This is a genomic window from Streptomyces sp. GESEQ-4 (assembly GCF_017948455.1).
GTDB lineage: Bacteria > Actinomycetota > Actinomycetes > Streptomycetales > Streptomycetaceae > Streptomyces.
In genome coordinates, this window is sequence record NZ_JAFFSU010000020.1 from 132534 (window position 1) to 149849 (window position 17316).

At 71.9% G+C, this 17316-nt stretch carries 14 protein-coding genes; 7 read left to right on the forward strand and 7 right to left on the reverse strand.

The features are described 5' to 3' along the window. Positions 1 to 32 precede the first annotated feature (32 nt). Positions 33 to 2468, forward strand: coding sequence for a right-handed parallel beta-helix repeat-containing protein (locus tag KCH48_RS31305; RefSeq protein WP_210578664.1), 2436 nt, complete (start codon positions 33 to 35; stop codon positions 2466 to 2468). Here the strand turns inward: KCH48_RS31305 and KCH48_RS31310 are convergent. After that, positions 2438 to 4783 carry a hypothetical protein gene (locus tag KCH48_RS31310; protein WP_210578667.1) on the reverse strand — a complete coding sequence of 782 codons (2346 nt, stop codon included), beginning with the start codon at positions 4781 to 4783 and terminating at the stop codon, positions 2438 to 2440. The two genes, KCH48_RS31305 and KCH48_RS31310, sit on opposite strands and share 31 nt — an antisense overlap. Before the next feature lie 292 nt (positions 4784 to 5075). Between KCH48_RS31310 and KCH48_RS31315 the strand changes: the two genes are divergently transcribed. Continuing rightward, positions 5076 to 5915 (forward strand): DeoR/GlpR family DNA-binding transcription regulator, encoded by an 840-nt coding sequence (locus KCH48_RS31315; protein ID WP_210578669.1) that lies wholly within the window; start codon positions 5076 to 5078, stop codon positions 5913 to 5915. Positions 5916 to 6011: 96 nt separating this feature from the next. After that, entirely contained in the window at positions 6012 to 6485 is a 474-nt protein-coding gene (locus tag KCH48_RS31320) for an SRPBCC family protein (protein ID WP_210578671.1), read from the forward strand. A 72-nt stretch (positions 6486 to 6557) separates the two neighbouring features. On the opposite strand, the gene KCH48_RS31325 is transcribed toward KCH48_RS31320, so the two are convergent. After that, complete coding sequence (locus KCH48_RS31325) at positions 6558 to 7682, reverse strand: PLP-dependent cysteine synthase family protein (RefSeq protein WP_210578673.1); 1125 nt, start codon at positions 7680 to 7682, stop codon at positions 6558 to 6560. A gap of 382 nt (positions 7683 to 8064) precedes the next feature. Between KCH48_RS31325 and KCH48_RS31330 the strand changes: the two genes are divergently transcribed. Further along, complete coding sequence (locus tag KCH48_RS31330; protein WP_210578675.1) at positions 8065 to 8388, forward strand: hypothetical protein; 324 nt, start codon at positions 8065 to 8067, stop codon at positions 8386 to 8388. Positions 8389 to 8571: 183 nt separating this feature from the next. Then, positions 8572 to 9087, forward strand: a complete 516-nt coding sequence (locus tag KCH48_RS31335) for an ATP-binding protein (RefSeq protein WP_210578677.1) — start codon at positions 8572 to 8574, stop codon at positions 9085 to 9087. A 103-nt stretch (positions 9088 to 9190) separates the two neighbouring features. Here the strand turns inward: KCH48_RS31335 and KCH48_RS31340 are convergent, their stop codons facing one another. From KCH48_RS31340 to KCH48_RS31355, 4 genes are all read right to left on the reverse strand, one after another. Then, positions 9191 to 11752, reverse strand: coding sequence for an ABC transporter permease (locus KCH48_RS31340; protein ID WP_210578679.1), 2562 nt, complete (start codon positions 11750 to 11752; stop codon positions 9191 to 9193). Continuing rightward, the gene (locus tag KCH48_RS31345; protein WP_210578681.1) at positions 11749 to 12498 is read right to left on the reverse strand and encodes an ABC transporter ATP-binding protein; all 750 of its coding nucleotides are present in this window, start codon (positions 12496 to 12498) and stop codon (positions 11749 to 11751) included. The genes KCH48_RS31340 and KCH48_RS31345 overlap by 4 nt, the downstream gene beginning before the upstream one ends. Continuing rightward, positions 12495 to 12788, reverse strand: coding sequence for an SHOCT domain-containing protein (locus KCH48_RS31350; protein WP_210578683.1), 294 nt, complete (start codon positions 12786 to 12788; stop codon positions 12495 to 12497). The genes KCH48_RS31345 and KCH48_RS31350 overlap by 4 nt, the downstream gene beginning before the upstream one ends. 147 nt (positions 12789 to 12935) lie before the next feature. Continuing rightward, positions 12936 to 14405: a ketol-acid reductoisomerase gene (locus KCH48_RS31355; protein ID WP_210578685.1), complete on the reverse strand. Its 1470-nt coding sequence runs from the start codon at positions 14403 to 14405 to the stop codon at positions 12936 to 12938. 88 nt (positions 14406 to 14493) lie between these two features. Here KCH48_RS31355 and ilvY point away from each other — a divergent pair, with 88 nt between their 5' ends. After that, a complete protein-coding gene (gene ilvY / locus KCH48_RS31360; RefSeq protein ID WP_210578688.1) occupies positions 14494 to 15342 on the forward strand; it encodes an HTH-type transcriptional activator IlvY in 849 nt (282 codons plus the stop codon). Between the two features lie 18 nt (positions 15343 to 15360). Here the strand turns inward: ilvY and KCH48_RS31365 are convergent, their stop codons facing one another. Next, complete coding sequence (locus KCH48_RS31365) at positions 15361 to 16068, reverse strand: SDR family oxidoreductase (RefSeq protein WP_210578692.1); 708 nt, start codon at positions 16066 to 16068, stop codon at positions 15361 to 15363. 101 nt (positions 16069 to 16169) lie between these two features. On the opposite strand from KCH48_RS31365, the gene KCH48_RS31370 reads away from it, so the two are divergent. After that, entirely contained in the window at positions 16170 to 17009 is an 840-nt protein-coding gene (locus tag KCH48_RS31370; protein ID WP_210578694.1) for a helix-turn-helix transcriptional regulator, read from the forward strand. Positions 17010 to 17316 lie beyond the last annotated feature (307 nt).

Below are 17316 nucleotides of genomic sequence, written 5' to 3' on the forward strand. Positions count from 1 at the left end.
CAGTACGACCGAGGTGGGGGCACAGCAACGCCATGGCACAGGGCACGGTCCAGGTGACGCACACCGGCACATCGCGGTGGCGCCGCCGCACGGGTGAGTACGCATCGCTCGCCGCCGCCCTGGAGGCCGCGACCGACGGCGATGTCCTCACCGTCGCTCCAGGCACCTACCGGGAGAACCTCGTGGTGCAGCGGGCGGTGACCCTACGTGGCCCTGAGGGCTCCCCCGGCTCCGTCCGCATCGCGCCCGTGGACGGTGTGCCGTTGACCGTGCGCGCCTCCGCGGTCGTACAGGATCTGCATGTGGAGGGCCAGGACGCGGCCGCGCCCGCGCTGCTCGTCGAGGAAGGCGCACCCGAGCTGTCGGACGTGCGGATCGTCACACGGTCCGCGGCCGGCATCGAGGTACGCGGCGGCGCCCGGCCGACGGTGCGGCGCTGCACCGTCGACAACCCAGCCGGCATCGGCATCGCCGTACTCGACGGCGGGGGCGGGGTGTTCGAGGAGTGCGAGGTCGTCTCGGCCGGCCAGTCCGGGGTCGCGGTGCGCGGGGGCGCCCATCCGCGTCTGGAGCGCTGCCGCGTCCACCACACGTCGGGCGCGGGCCTGACGGCGACCGGGGAGAACTCGGCGCTGGAGGCCGTGGGCTGCGAGGTGTACGAGGTCCGCGGCAGCGGCGTGCAGATCACCGGCCGGGCCACGGCACATCTCACCGACTGCGATGTGCACCGCACCACCGCCGACGGGGTCACCCTCGATACGGACGCCGTACTGACCCTGGCCGACTGCCGCATCCATGACATCCCGGAGAACGCGGTCGATCTGCGCTCGCGCTCCGTGCTGACGCTGACCCGCACGACGGTGCGTCAGTTCGGCCGCAACGGACTGTCGGTGTGGGACCCCGGCACCCGCGTGGACGCCAACCAGTGCGAGATCTTCGACAGCACCGGCGACTATCCCGCGGTGTGGGTCAGCGACGGCGCCACCGCGGTCCTCGACTCCTGCCGGGTGCACGACGTGCCGGATGCGCTGTTCGTCCTGGACCGCGGTTCCCGCGCGGACGTCGTCGACAGCGACATCTCCCAGGTGCGCAACACGGCCGTGTCGGTGAGTGACGGCGCGACCGCGCAACTCGACGACTGCCGTATCCGGGACGCGGCGACGGGCGCCTGGTTCCGTGACCACGGCAGCGGCGGCACCCTCAACGGCTGCACGCTGGACGGCATGCAGACGGGCGTGATCGTCACCAAGGGCGCCGACCCCACCATCGAGCGGTGCACGGTCGACTCCCCCGCGGAAGCCGGTTTCTATGTGTCGGCGGGCGGCCGTGGCAGCTTCCTGAACTGCCGGGTGACGGGCAGCGGCGGCTACGGCTTCCATGTGATCGACGGCTGCCGTACGACGCTGAAGAAGTGCCGTACGGAGCGGTGTGCGCGCGGCGGGTACGAGTTCGCCGACGGCGGTCCGGACGCGGCCGGTACCGGTCCGGTCGTGGAGGACTGCAGCAGCGACGAGAGCGGGGGCTTCAAGCCGCCCGCGGCGCGCGAGACGGTGGTGCAGACGGTCAGTCAGTCGCCGGGCCTGCTGGGCGCGATCCCGGGGCAGCGCACCACCGAGCAGGAGCCGCTGGTCGCCGCCACCCAGCCCGAGAAGCCGACGCGGACCTCGAAGGCCGTCCTCGGTGAACTCGACGCGCTGGTCGGCCTGGACAGCGTCAAGCGCGAAGTACGGGCGCTCACCGACATGATCGAGGTGGGCCGGCGCCGCCAGCAGGCGGGCCTCAAGGCCGCATCCGTCAAGCGCCACTTGGTCTTCACCGGCTCCCCCGGCACCGGCAAGACGACGGTGGCCCGTCTGTACGGCGAGATCCTGGCCTCGCTCGGCGTGCTGGAGAAGGGTCATCTCGTCGAGGTGTCCCGCGTCGATCTGGTCGGCGAGCACATCGGCTCGACGGCGATCCGCACCCAGGAGGCCTTCGACAAGGCGCGCGGCGGCGTGCTCTTCATCGACGAGGCGTACGCGCTGTCGCCGGAGGACTCGGGCCGGGACTTCGGCAAGGAGGCCATCGACACGCTGGTGAAACTGATGGAGGACCACCGGGACGCGGTCGTGGTGATCGTCGCGGGCTACACGGCCGAGATGGAACGCTTCCTGTCCGTCAACCCGGGCGTGGCCTCCCGCTTCTCGCGGACCATCACCTTCAGTGACTACAACCCCGAAGAACTCCTGCGCATCGTGGAGCAGCAGGCCGAGGAGCACGAGTACCGGCTGGCCCCGGGCGCCTCGGAAGCCCTGCTGAAGTACTTCACGGCGATCCCCAAGGGCCCCGCCTTCGGCAACGGCCGTACCGCCCGCCAGACCTTCGAGGCGATGGTGGAGCGGCACGCGAGCCGGGTCGCGCAGTTCGAGGAGCCGAGCACGGACGATCTGACGCTGCTCTACGCCGAGGATCTGCCCGACTCGCCCTGACCCTCCTCCCCCTCCCGGCGCGGTCCGGGCAGCTCCGGCCGCAGCCGGGCCAGCAGCCGCTCGCGTTCCTCCGCGAACGCCGGGTCGGCCTGGTAGTCGGAGTGGCCGAGGATGGGGGCGGGCAGCGGATGCGTGTCCGTGCGGCCGTAGGCGAGGGGGTCCTCCAGGGCGTCGCGGTCCACCTCGGGGCCGCAGTCGCCGGCGAGGCCCACCGGGCCGCCGATCGGGTCGGTGAGGCGGTAGAGGTTGCGCCAGCAGTCGACGTCGTGGTGCAGGGAGCTGAGGGCGGCCGGGCCGAAGTGGGCCGGGAACCAGCGGCCGTAGAGGCGCTCGAGCGGGGAGCCGTATGTCAGCAGGGCGACCCGCTTGCGTGCGGACGGGGTGAGCTGCCAGGCCGCCGCGGCGGCGAGCACGCTGCCCTGGGAGTGGCCGGAGATGACCAGTCGTCCGCCGGTGGCACGGGTCCAGGTGGCGATGCGCCAGGTCAGGTCGGGCACGGCCCGCTCGGCGTAGCAGGGCGGGGCGAAGGGGTGGGCGGCGCGCGGCCAGAAGGTGCCGACGTCCCACAGGATGCCGATGGTGCGCCGGGCGGAGGCGTCCTTGTAGGCGCGTCGGCCCCAGGTGACGAACAGTATGAAGCCGAGGCTGATCAGCCAGGAGCCCAGTGCCTGGGCCGTTTCGGCTGCGCCGTGGAGGAAGGGGTGCGTCGACCCGGTGGCCTTGCTCGGCACCTTGTCGGACACCATGGCGCCCACGAGTGCCCCCGCGCCCAGCAGCAGCGTCGTGGTGGAGATGACGGCCACGAGGAGCGGGGCGCGGTCGGTGAGGGTCGCCATGGCGCGGGTGTTCGCGATACGGCGGGTGCGGGTGGGGTCCTGCGGGTCGCCCGGCTGGTCGGGGCGCACGGCACCCAGTTCGGCGCGGCACAGCCGCCAGGTCTGCCACGCAAGCGAGCCGCAGAACACCAGCAGGACGATGAGCAGCGGCGGGATCACGGACGACTGCCAGGTCAGCAGGACCGGCGGACCGGGGATGGACGCGCGCGTGCCGTCCAGCCAGTCCGCCACCCGCTGCGCGAGGCCGCCGGACATCACCCCGCCCAGTGCGCAGGCCAGCATCGCCACGGCGGGTCCACCGAAGCCGTACATCGCGGCGCGGGGGTCGGGGTGGGTGCGGTACAGCACGTGGGCGACCCCGGCCAGGACGATGACGAGCAGACCCTGGAGCAGGGCGATGCCGCCGAAGGTCGCGTCGCCCGGCAGCCGGCCGGCCGACTCCCAGCCCTGGCGTTCCCACCCGGCGTACACCATGGCGAGCACGAGCAGGACGAGCGAGGCGAGCGGCAGCCGTCGTACGAGGTGCTCGTCGAGCTCCTGGTCGAGGCGGTTCTCGCTGCGGCCCCGGCGGCAGATCACCCACACGACGGCGAGGGCGCACGCGACGAGCGCCCCGACCAGGAGCCACCCCAGGGTGTCGAGCAGTGCGGGGCCGCCGGGCCCGCGGTCGAAGCGGGCCGCCGACGTGCCGACCGCGGCGGCGACCGTCAGCAGGCCCGCCGCGGTGTGCGCGGCCCGCAGCCGGGCCACCAGGCGCCGCCCGTACCAGAAGCCGGGCCGACCCAGGGCGGTGCGGCTGGTGTCCTCGTCGGGCTCGACGGTGCGGACCATCGGCTGCTGGGACTCGTACGCACTCCACGTACGGCGCGAGAGATACCACAGCAGGCCGGTGAGTCCGGCGGGCACCACGGCGGCGAGCGCGAGTCGGCGGCCCGGCAGGCTCCACCAGCCGCCGGCCTCCGGTGACAGGAAGCCCAGCCAGGAGTGCCGTTCGGTACACGCGGGCCTGCCCGCGCACTGCCATGCCGTCAGGTCGAGGGCGACCTCGCAGGCGGCCGCGACGAGCAGCACCGTCAGCGTCAGTCCGGTGAGCCGCACCAGCAGCCCGTACAGCCGTACCGTGCGGTCGCGGCCCCGGGCCCTGGGCCGCATCCAGTGGGCGAGGTTGACCACCATGAACGGCATTAACAGCAGCCACAGGGCGCGGGCGCTGTTGCCGGAGGTGAGGTTGCACCAGACGTAGGCCTCGGGCACCGGTTCGTCGCGGTGGTCGCGGGGGCCGGTCTCCGCGTCGGCGTCGTCGGCGCGGCGGAAGACGGCCGCCGTGTCGTCGCCGGTGATCCGCACCGTCCGCGGATCGTCCAGCATCTTCTCGGGCGTGGCGCCACCGACGCCGTGGACCAGCAGTTCCAGGGCGATGCCTGGTTCTCCGGGCTTCTGGGCGGGTCCGTCCGCCCCCTCGGACAAGACACGTTCCACTGTTCTCGCACTTCCCCCGTGACGCGCCGTCGGCTTCTGTCCGTGCGGGCGTAAGGATCTCCGCTCCGCAGGGGCCGCACACCTCTTGTCACCGAATCTCCCCGATCCGGGTGACAGAAGGACAACGGATGGGACACAAGTGGCATGCGCGCGACGGGACAGCCGGTGACACGCCGGCGCCGAGCCGTGAAAGGATGGGTCGTCCGCGCAGTGGGCCGGGGAGAATGTGCTCGTCGGAGTGGGTCTGCGGGGCGTGTCGGACGGCCCTTGGACGAAAGGAACCGAAGCGTACGTGAGTGAGAATCAGAACCTCCTCGCGGAGCAGCGGCGCGCCCTGATCCTGGACGAGGTGCGGCGTCGCGGCGGCGTCCGGGTGAACGAGCTGACCCGCAAGCTCGGCGTGTCGGACATGACCGTGCGCCGTGATCTGGACGCGCTCGCACGGCAGGGCGTGCTGGAGAAGGTGCACGGCGGCGCGGTCCCGGTGGTCGAGGCGAGCACGCACGAGCCGGGCTTCGAGGCCAAGTCGGGCCTGGAGCTGACGGCCAAGGAGGACATCGCGCGGACCGCGGCACAGCTGGTGTCGCCGGGCAGCGCGATCGCCCTGTCGGGCGGGACGACGACGTACGCGCTGGCGCACCATCTGCTCGACGTGCCGGACCTGACGGTGGTCACCAACTCGGTGCGGGTGGCCGATGTCTTCCACGCCGCGCAGCGCACCTCGGGCCCGCGGCAGGGCGCGGCGACGGTCGTGCTGACCGGAGGGGTGCGTACGCCGTCGGACTCGCTCGTGGGCCCGGTGGCCGACCAGGCGATCGCGGCGCTCCACTTCGATGTGCTGTTCCTCGGGGTGCACGGGATATCGGTGGAGGCCGGCCTGTCGACGCCCAACCTGGCGGAGGCCGAGACCAACCGGCGGCTCGTGCAGTCGGCACGGCGGGTCGTGGTGGTCGCGGACCACACCAAGTGGGGGACGGTGGGCCTGAGTTCGTTCGCCGCGCTGGAGCAGGTCGACACGCTGGTGACGGACGCCGGGCTGCCCGCGGAGGCGCGCGGCGAGGTGGCGGAGCATCTGCGCCGGCTGGTGGTGGCGGGTGAGCCCGAGGAGGGCGTGGAGGGCATGGAGGACTGACGGGCGTCGCCCTCGGCGAGGCAGACACCTGACGACACGTCAGCTATGGTGAGGCTGCCCGGTCAACGCCCGCCTCGCTGCTGGAGGTTGTCGTCCATGGCTCGCCGTCTGCGCCCGGTGGGGCTCGACTTCGTCGGCTCCGCGCCGGTACGCCTGGTCTTCGCGCGGGAGATCTCCGCACCGCCCGAGGCGGTCTTCGCCGCGCTCGCCGAGGATGTGCCGGGCTGGGTGGACTGGTTCTCGGCGGTGACGCTGGCCCGGCCCACCGGGGACGGCGCCGGGCGCGAGATCCGGCTCAGGGGCGGCACACGGTTCCAGGAGACGATCCTCGCCGCGAAGGGACCGGAGGTGTACGCCTATCGCGTCGACGAGACCAACGCTCCGGGGGCACGTGCGCTGGTCGAGGAGTGGCAGCTGACGCCGGCCGGGACGGGCACGCGCGTGCAGTGGACCTTCGCCGCCGACGGGACCGCCCCGTTCCGCGTGGTACTGAAGCTCGCCCGCACAGGCCTGGGCCGGGCGTTCCGGGACGCGGTCACGGCGCTTGACCGGCGACTGGCGGTGCGCTGACACAAAGCGCGCCGGACGGCTGGACGGCGTGCCGACTCACGACCGCACCGGACGACTGGACGGCGTACCGGTTCAGGACGGCCAGATGCCCGTCTCCAGCAGCGACTCGATCGCCGCCGTGTACGGCGTGATGTCCAGGCCCTGCCCGGCCAGCCATACGTCCGAGTAGTACTTGTCGAGATAGCGGTCGCCCGGGTCGCACAGCAGGGTGACCACGCTCCCCCGCCGCCCCTCGGCCACCATCTCGGCGACGATCTTCAGCGCGCTCCACAGCCCGGTCCCGGTCGAGCCGCCCGCCTTGCGGCCGATGGTCTGCTCCAGGGCGCGGACGGCCGCCACGCTCGCCGCGTCGGGTACCTTCATCATCCGGTCGATGGCGCCGGGCACGAAGCTCGGTTCGACGCGCGGCCTGCCGATGCCCTCGATACGGGAGCCCCGGTCACAGGTGACGTCCGGATCGCCGGTGGTCCAGCCCTCGAAGAAACACGAGTTCTCCGGGTCGGCGACACAGATGCGGGTGTCGTACTGCATGTAGTGCACATAGCGCGCGAGAGTCGCGGAGGTGCCGCCGGTGCCGGCCGTGGCGACGATCCACGCGGGCTCCGGGAACCGCTCCAACTGGAGCTGGCGGAAGATCGATTCGGCGATGTTGTTGTTGCCGCGCCAGTCCGTGGCCCGTTCGGCGTAGGTGAACTGGTCCATGTAGTGGCCGCCGGTCTCCACCGCGAGGCGCGCGGACTCCTCGTACATCTTGCGCGAGTCGTCCACGAAGTGGCACTGCCCGCCGTGGAACTCGATGAGGCGGCACTTCTCGGCGCTGGTCGTGCGCGGCATGACGGCGATGAAGGGCACGCCGATGAGTCCCGCGAAGTACGCCTCGGAGACCGCCGTGGAACCGCTGGACGCCTCGATCACCGGACGGCCCGGCCGGATCCAGCCGTTGCACAGGCCGTAGAGGAACAGCGAGCGGGCGAGCCGGTGCTTGAGACTGCCGGTCGGGTGGGTGGACTCGTCCTTGAGATACAGGTCGATGCCCCACTTCTCCGGCAGCGGGAAGCGGAGCAGGTGCGTGTCGGCCGAGCGGTTGGCGTCGGCCTGCACCTTGCGGACGGCCTCTTTCAGCCAGCCGCGGTAGGCGGCGTCACTGTGGTCGACGTCGAGGGTCACGCCGGTCGGGGTCTGTGCGGAGGTCTTCACGGCGCTGCTCCTCAGGGCTGTCGTCCACGGCGGTTCGCGCTGCCGTCGCACCGATCATAAGCAGGTTCCGCACGCTTCTCACCTGCATAAACGCAGCTTTGGGCACCCCAAAGGCCACGCTGGGGGTGGCATGGGGGGCGCATTCGCGCAAGTGCTGCGGGCGCCTGCTCCGACCGGGACATGCGCACTGGTGCTCTGCGTCGGGTGGGGGCACACTGCACCGGACGGGAGGCGGGCCCGGGCAGGACGCCGGTCCGGAACGGGACTCGGGCCCCGTCCGAGGACGCACACTGGATCGACGCACACGGGATCACGAAACGAGCCGGCCACGGCCCACGCTGGATCGCGGCCGACACCGACGCGCACGAGGGGGCGGGACAGCATGGCGGAGCCGGAGTTCACGGCCACGGGCGTGCGGATCGGGAAGCGGCTGCGCTCGCTCACCCGGGCCGGACAGGTCCGGATCAGCGGCGGCAGGCTGGAGCTGCTCACCAGTTACGGCAGCGAGATCGACAGCGCGCCGGTCCAGGCGGTGCGCGCGTCCCGGCCCTGGTTCGCGCCGGAGGACCGGGCACTGGCGGACCTCAACGGCAAGCGGTACCTGCTGACCCTCGGCGACCACGACCCCGCGCCGGGCGAGCCGGGTCCGCCCGCGGCACGCCGGTTCATCGAAGCGGTGCGCAGGGCTGCGGGGCGTAATCGCTGAACTACCAAGAGTTGCGGTACGGCGTACCTTGCGTCACGCTGGTCTCACGTCACTCTGGGTTTACCGGCGACAACGCTGCGAACCAGCCTCGCCGGCCATGACAGCAGGCGGCAGTCTCACGCACGCATCCTGCTGGATCCGTACGTTCGTGTTCTTCCCACCTCACGTCGGGGAGTCGCAGCCGTGATCAGTCACCCAAGCAGACACTGCACGGTGGAGCTCCAAGCCCTGCCGTCGCGGATCGGACAGGTCCGCAGAATCGTATCGGCACAGTTGCGCTACTGGCATCTGGACACCCTGATCGACCGGGCCGCGCTCGGTGTGACGGAGTTGCTGACCAACGTCCACCAGCATGCGCAGCCCGACAAGATGTGCACCGTGGAGATCGAGCTGCTGCTCGACCGGCTCATGGTCTCGGTGCACGACCACGACCCACGGCTCCCCGAGGTCGGCGACGCCGACACGCTCGCGACGTGTGGGCGCGGGCTGGCGATGGTGGCCGCCGTCAGCGAGAGCTGGGGGGTCAGGCCGGACGGGGAGTCGGGCAAGGTCGTGTGGTTCACGCTGCCGACGTCTGCGGGGGTGCGGGCGGAGACGGGGGTGGGGGCGGGGGTGGCTTGTCCGCCGCGGCGGGTGGTGCGGGAGACGGGTCGGGGTGTGCTTGCGGAGGTTGAGCGGGCGGTTGATGCGGGCGTTTGAATTGCTTGGCCCTTGGAGGGGGCTCAGTGCACGTTGGTGGGCCCTAGCCATCAGTTGATGGCTAGGGCCCACCGGCGTTTAGGTGTGCCGGCTGCTCTTGCCGTTACTCCGTGGCTATTGCCCTCAGTACGTCCAGGCGGGCTGCTCGGCGTGCCGGGCGTAGGCCCGCGAGGGCTCCCGCCGCGAGGCCCACCAAGGCCACCACCGCGAGTTGCAAAGGTGGCAGTGCGAAGGCGAAGGCGCTGTCGCTTGCGCCGTCGGAGGCCTTGACCAGGGTCCAGCCGAGGAAGGCGCCGAGGGTGAGGCCGCCGACTGTGCCGAAGGCGGCTACGAGGATCGACTCCCAGCGGACCATGGCGCGCAGTTGGGGGCGGGTCTGGCCGACGGCGCGGAGGAGGCCCAGTTCGCGGGTGCGTTCGTGGATCGCCAGGGTGAGGGTGTTGGCGATGCCGAGAAGCGCGATGAGGACGGCTAGAGCGAGCAGGGCGTAGACGAGGGTGAGCATCATGTCGATGCCGCCTGCCGCGGACTGCGCGTACTCGTCGCGGGTCTGGACTTCCGGGTTGCCGTACTGGTCGGCCACCTTCTGCACCGCGGTCTTGCCCGCGTCCATGCTCACGCCGTCCTTGAAGGAGACGGCGACGAGGGTGTCGGCGTCCTGGGTGCGGTGCGGGGACCAGGCGGCGCGGGTGATGACGTAGTCGCCCGCGATCTCGGACTGGCCGTAGACCGCGCGGACGGTGAAGGTCTCCTTCTTGCCGTCGGTGAAGGTGAGTTGCGTCTTGTCGCCGGTCGTGAGGTTCTGCTTGTCGGCCTCGCTGCGGGTGAGGGCGATGCCGTCGGTGCCGAGGTCGCGCAGGGAGCCGTCGACCTTGCCGAGGTCGAAGGTGCGGTCGAGGGCGATCGGGTCGGTGACGGTCAACGCCCGTCCCTTGCCGTCTACTTCGGCGACTCCGCGGCCGAGGCCTACGGCCGTTTCGACCTCGGGGATGTTCTGGACGGCTCCGGCGAGGCGGGGGCTCAGTCCGCTGCCGCCCGCGCCGAAGGACGGGGTGCTCACGGCGATGTCGCCGGCGAAGGACCGTGACACGGTCTGGTCCATGGTCGCCTTCAGGGAGGCGCCGAACACCGTGAACAGCGAGACCACGGCCACGCCGATCATCAGGGCACTGGCGGTCGCGGCCGTCCGCTTGGGGCTGCGCAGGGCGTTGCGCCGGGCGAGGCCGCCGGTGACGCCGCGGAGGCGGTCGAGCGGGCCGCCGAGGATGCGTACGGCCGTGGAGGAGGCGACCGGGCCGAGGACCACGAAGGAGACCAGGGCCAGGACGGCGCCCGTGGCGGCCAGCCAGATGGACGGGGTCGCCAGGACGCCGGTGAGTGTCACGGCGACGGCCACGGCGGCGAGGCCCGAGCCGAGGACGGCGCGGAGGCGGGAAGCGCCCGAGTGGTCGACGGAGGTCTCGCGCAGGGCGGCCAGCGGTGCCGTGTGGCCGGCGCGTGCGGCAGGCAGCAGGGCGGAGCCGAGGCAGACCACGATGCCGACCGCGAGCGGTAGCAGCATGGACAGCGCGCTGATGACCAAGTCGCCCTCGGGGAACGGGAATCCGATGGCCGGGAACAGTGCCTGCAGTGCGGCCGCGATGCCGATTCCGCCCGCCAGGCCTGCGAGCGAGGCTGTCACGGCCACCACGCTCGCTTCAAGCAGGGTGGATGCGGTCACCTGGCGGCGGGAAGCGCCGAGTGCGCGCAACAAGGCGTTCTCGCGCGTTCGTTGGGCTACGACGATCGCGAAGGTGTTGTGGATGGAGAAGGTCGCTACGAGCAGGGCGATGCCGGAGAACACCAGGAGGAGGGTGGTGAAGATGGACAGGAACTGGCTGGAGATCATCTCCGTGTTCTCCTCGGCCGACTCCTGGCCGGTGATGGCCTCGACTCCGTCCGGCAGTACGGGAGTCAGGCGGTCCACCAGTTCTCGCTCGCTCACGCCAGGGCCTGCCCGCACCAGGATGCTCGACGCCTCGCCGGGCCTGGCTGTCAGGTACTTCTCCGCGTCTGCGCGGGTCATGCCGGTGTAGGTCACCTGCGCCATGCCGTCCTCGCCGCCGAAGGTCGCGAGGCCGACGATCGTCACCTGTACGGGGTCGGGTGTGCGCAGGACCGTCGTGTCGCCGATCTTCAGGTCGCCGCGCTCGGCGGCGCCGCGGTTGACGACGACCTCGCCGGACTTCTCCGGGGCGCGGCCTTCGGCGAGTTCGTACGAGTTGAGTTCCGGGTCGGTGATCCAGTTCCCGGCGAGGGTGGGCGGGCCCGCGCCTCCGACGGGGTCGCCGTCCTTGCCGACGAGCTGGCCGGCGCCCTGGATGTCGGGCACGGCCGCCGCCACGCCCGGGACCCGCTCGACGCTGTCCACCAGGTCGGCGGAGACCGGCTCCCGCACGCCCTCACTCTCGCCGGGTGTGGTGATCGCGTCGGCGCTGCGGACGACTGCGTCAGTGCCGCTCGTCGCGTTGCCGAACATCGTGTCGAAGCTGGCGCGCAGTGTGTCGCCCATGACGAGCGTCCCGGCCAGGAAGGCCACGCCGAGGAAGACCGCGAGGAACGTACCGGCGAAGCGGCGCTTGTGGGCGCGCAGGGAGGACACGCTCAGGCGTACTGAGGCGTTCATGAGGGCACCTCGAAGGCTTTCAATCGGTCCAGGATCTTGTCGGCGGTCGGCGATTCCATACGGTCGACCAGGCGTCCGTCGGCGAGGAAGACGACCTCGTCGGCGTGGGCGGCGGCGGCCGGATCGTGGGTGACCATGACGACCGTGCGGCCCGTCTGCCGTACGGCGCGGCCGAGCAGGCCCAGGACCTCCTCGCCGGAGCGGGAGTCGAGGTTGCCGGTCGGTTCGTCGGCGAAGACGACGTCCGGTTGTCCGGCGAACGCCCGGGCCACCGCGACACGTTGCTGCTGGCCGCCGGAGAGCTCGGAGGGCCGGTGGTGCAGCCGGTCGCGCAGGCCGACCACGTCGATCAGCGCGTCGATCCACTCCGGGTCGCCCTTGGTGCCCGCCAGGTCCAGCGGCAGCGTGATGTTCTCGGCCACGGTGAGCGTCGGCACCAGGTTGAACGCCTGGAACACGAAGCCCACGCGGTCGCGGCGCAGGAGGGTGAGGCGTCGGTCGTCGAGGGAGCCCAGCTCGGTGTCGCCGATGAAGGCGGCTCCCGAGGTGAGGGTGTCGAGGCCGGCCGCGCAGTGCATCAGGGTCGACTTGCCGGAGCCCGAGGGGCCCATGATCGCGGTGAAGCGGCCGGCCGGGAAGCCGACGCTCACGCCGTCCAGGGCGCGCACGGCGGTGTCGCCACCGCCGTACACCTTCACCGCGTCGACGACGCGTGCGGCCGTGCGCACTTCGGTCGTGACCGTCATGCCGCACCGCCCTTGCCCGCGTGGCGGCCGAACTGCTCGTCCAGGACGGAGAGGCGGCGCCAGTACTCGTCCTCGTCGATCTCGCCGGAGGCGAAGCGCCGGCCGAGCATGGCGATCGGCGAGTCGCCGGACGGGCGGTGGTCGTCCATCGGGCGCCACGGTCCGCGACGGCCGCGCCAGACGGTGCGGCGCAGGAGCGTGACGGCGCCGACGACGACGGCCGCCCAGATCAGCGGGAAGAAGAGGATCCACGGGCCGGGTCCGCCGTCCCAGTTCGCCAGGGTCTGCATCTCGGTTCATCTCCCTAGAGGGGTCTTCCGGTGATGTCTCGAGACTGGCTCCGGGGAGGGGTCCGGGTCGTCGTACGGCCAGCGGCAGTGCATGTACCTCCCCGGGAGTACGGGGGCTCTCTCGCGCTGCTCCCCCCACGTACCGGCCTAGGCCACGGCGATGTCCACCGACGGCCGGAGCTTCGCCGCTGCGGTCAGGGCCTCGTGGGCGGGGTGGGTGTCGAAGGCCGTCAACAGGGCCGTGTCCGCAGGCTGTTGGGCGGCGGGGAAGGCGATCTGCTCGTAGGCGGACTGGAAGCGTGGGCCCCAGCGGCGGGCGCCCAGGCGGGCCGTGCGGGAGCAGTTGTCGACCATGTGGGCGACGTCCCGGGCGTGCATGTACGGGAGCAGCGAGTCGACGGCCTCGATGACCGACTCGTTGACGATCTCCGACCAGGGGTGGCCGCGCTCGGCGAACTCGTCGATCTGTGCGGTCATGGTGGCGACGAAGACGCCGGCGGTGAACGGGTCCACGGGCAGGTCGCGCTCGGCCCGCCGGGACCGTACCCGCTCCCCCGCCGCCCACATCGGCGAGCCGCCGATCTCGCTCATCGGGCGGGCGCCGAGCCGCCGTTCGGCCAGGATCACGCTGCGCAGCTCGGTGCCGTCGGCGACCTCGTCGTAGATCTCCGCGATGATCTCGCGGGCCGGTCGGTACGTCGCCGTGTACGCGCGGTCGAAGACGTCCCGTCCGGCCGCGTCCAGGCCCTCGCGCACCGCGCGCAATCCGGCGCGGGAAATCGTGCGGGCGATGGGGCCGGTGATGTTCTCGCAGGAGCGTTCGTACGCCGTCACCTCGTCGTCTCCGGCGAGGCGGCAGCGGGTGTGGAGGCTCTCGACGATGCCGTGGACGGCGCCGAGGAGGATGGCGCGTTCGCCGACGATGTCGGAGAGGTACTCGCTGTCCAGGGCGGTGCGGAAGGTGTACGGCGAGCCGAGCGCCACGGACCAGCCGAGCGCGAGGTCGGTGGCCTGGCCGTCGGGGTCGGCGTGCACGGCGAAACTGCTGTTGATCCCGGCGCCGTTGATCTCCGCGCCCTGCTGGTACAGGCGCCGCACGGAGTCGCCCATGCCCTTGGGGCACACGGCGATCACCGGGTGTCCGGGCGGGAAGTCGCCGCCGGTCTCGCGGAGGTGGCCGAGCAGGAAGCCGTGCGAGAGGCCGATCGCGGCGCCCGGCCGCAACGCGCTGAAGATCTCCGGGTGATGGGCGGCGAGCGCGGCGTCCGCGATCAGGAGGATCACCAGATCGCTGTCGGCGGTCACCGTGAGCCAGTCGCCGAGCGTGCCGTCGTCCTCGGTGAAGCCGTGAGCGCGGGCGTCGGGGGCCGAGCGGGAGCCGGGGCGCAGTCCCACGGCGACCCGGATGTCCGTACCGGTCAGCGAGTCCCTCAGGTTCAGGGCCTGGGCGCGGCCCTGCGGGCCCCAGCCGATGACGCCGATGCGGCGCACGCCCGCGAAGGCCCGCGGCAGCAGCGGGAAGAGGTGCCGGCCGCCGCGCAGGATGGTCTCCGTGCCGCCGGGGACGTCCATGGTTTCGAGCGGGAAGACACGGGAGGTGTACGTGGTCGAAGTCATGGTGGAGTTGTAGGGTCACGGCGAGTGTTGCAGCAAGCGCAACTTGTGCAGCGCGGTGTTGCAAGGAGCGAAAGGGCCAGGTGGCGGGGTGCGGGACGACCATCGGGAGCTGCGGCTCTTCCTGCATCTGGCGCAGACGCTGAACTTCGGCCGGACGAGCCTCGACTGCCATGTCAGTCCGGCGACACTGACGCGGACCGTGCAGCGGCTGGAGGCCGATCTCGGGCACCGGCTGTTCGACCGGGGGCCGCGCGGGGTGGCGCTGACGGCGGAGGGGCATCGGTTCCGTGAATACGCCGTCCAGGCGCTGGAGTTGTGGCGCTCCTACCGGGAGGAGCATCCCGACCCGGCCGAACTGACCGGCCGTCTGGCCGTGTTCGCCACGGTGACCGCCTGCCAGGCGCTGCTGCCCGACCTGTTGGCGCCGTTCCGTGCCGCCCACCCCCAGGTGCGACTCGATCTGCGGACCGGTGACGCGGCTGCCGCGCTGGCCCGGCTCGACGAGGGCGAGGTGGACGTGGCCGTCGCGGGGATTCCGGCCAGGCTGCCGGAGCCGCTGGTGAGCCGGACGGTCGCGGTGACCGAGCTGGTCCTGGTCACCGCGCGGGAGCGACCGGACCCGAGGCTCGACGGGCCGTTCGTCCTGCCCCACCGCGGTCTGGTCCGCGAGGCCGCCGACCGCTGGTTCCGCGCCCGTGGGACGACACCCGACGTGGCCTGTGAACCGGACGGGCATGAGGGGCTGCTGACGCTGGTCGCCCTGGGCTGCGGCACGGGCGTGGTCCCGCGTCTCGTACTGGAACACAGTGCGGTGCGCGAGCGGCTGTCGGTGCTGTCCGCGGATCCGCCGCCGGAGCCGTTCCCGATCGGGTTGTGCGTGCGGCGGGCGGATCTGCGGCGGCCGTTGGTGGCGGCCTTGTGGAGCCTGACGGATTGAGCGGCCGGCCGATGTGCCCTACCAGGGAATCGGACCGTCCACGTCGAAGTAGCCGCCGGTCGGACCGTCCGGGCCCACCTGCGCCATGCGGACGATGATCTCGGCGCCCTGCTCGGCGGTCTGGGTGCCGGTACGCCCGTTGAGGTCCGTCGAGGTGAAGCCGGGTTCGACGGCGTTGATCCGCATGGTCGGGAACGCCTTCGCGTACTGCACGGTGATCATGTTGACGGCCGTCTTCGAGGTCGGGTAGGCGATGGCCTGGTAGAAGTGGGCCGGTGCGTCCGGGTCGGAGAGCCGGGACAGTGAGGCCAGGCCGCTGCTGAGGTTCACCACGACGGGGGCCGCGGACCGCTGGAGCAGCGGCAGGAAGGCGTGGATGACACGGACGACGCCGAAGACGTTCGTCTCGAACACCGTTCGCATCTCGTCGGCGGTGGTGTCCGCGGCGGCGGGGATGCTGTTGTTCTCGCCCCGCACTTCGATGCCGGCGTTGTTGACCAGTACGTCGAGCCCGCCCTCTGCCTCGATGGTCTTCGCGGCGGCCTGGACGGAGGCGTCGTCGGTGACGTCGATCTGGACGAACCGGGCGCCGAGCTGTTCGGCGGCGCGGCGGCCCCGCTCGGCGTCCCGGGCTCCGACGTAGACGGTGTGACCTGCTTCGACGAGCCGGCGGGCGGTCTCGAAGCCCAGTCCCTTGTTCGCTCCGGTGATGAGTGTTGTGGTCATGGCTCCACCTTCCCGCTCGACAGGGTGGACAGCCAGCGGATCCTTCTTCCTGGGACTCCCAGTACCAGGCACCGACGCGTCCGGCGCGGTTGACTGGGGGGATGACGACGACGGAACTCGGGCGGGCCCTGCGGCGCTGGCGGGACCGGGTAGCCCCGGAGACCGCCGGGCTGCCGGCCGGTGGTCAGCGGCGCGCGGCCGGGCTGCGTCGCGAGGAACTGGCCCTGCTGGCGGGGATCTCGGTCGACTACGTCACCCGCCTCGAACAGGGGCGGGCGGTCAACCCGTCCGGGCAGATCGTCGAAGCCCTGGCCCGGGCGCTGCGGTTGACGGGGGACGAGCGGACGTATCTGTTCCGGCTGGCCGGGCTGGTGCCTCCGGGTCCCGACACCGTGCCCGCGTACATCACACCCAGCGTCCAGCGGCTGCTGGACCGGCTGGTGGACACCCCTGTCGGCGTCTCCGACGCGGCCATGACGCTGCTGATGGCCAACCCGATGTACGCGGCGCTGATGGGCGATCCCTCCGGCTGGCGTGGCTTCGAACGCAACGGGGTGTGGCGCAACTTCCTCGGCGCTCCCACCCGGGTCCGGCACACTCCGGACGAGCGGCGCGCGTTCGAGATCGGCATGGTCGCCGAACTGCGGGCGACGGCTTCCCGATATCCCGCCGACCGGCAACTGCGGCGTCTGATCGCGGAGTTGCGTGCGGGCAGCGAGCGGTTCGCCGAGCTGTGGGACGCGGGTGTCGTCGGCCGGCTCGAGGCCTCGCGCAAGACGATCGAGCATCCTCAGGTGGGCCCGCTGACTCTGGACTGCGATCTGCTCCGGGTCGAGGGCAACGACCTGCACATCCTCGTGTACTCGGCCGAACCGGGCACCGAGGCCGCGGAGAAGCTGGAGCTGCTCTCCGTCCTCGGCACCCAGTCACTCGTGGGCTGAGCGCCAGCTGAGCAGCAGTAAGTCCCGGCTGCGACTGCTGAGTCGCTGCCGGGACCTCGTGCCGCGTTCTTGCCGGCTGACGCGAGGCGGTCAGAGGCTGGCTCTGCCGTGGGTAAAGTAGCCGCGGAAACAGATGTCGGACTTGGGGATGTGGCGGGTGCCGGCGGGGAGGGGGCGCACCCCCGGCGCCGGCGGGGGCGCGCCCGCCGGCCCGGCGGGGCAGGGGCGGGGGGGGGGGGGGGCGCCCCCCCCCCCCCCCCGCGCGGGGGGGGCGGGGGCGGGGGGGGGGGGCGGTGGCGGGGGGGGG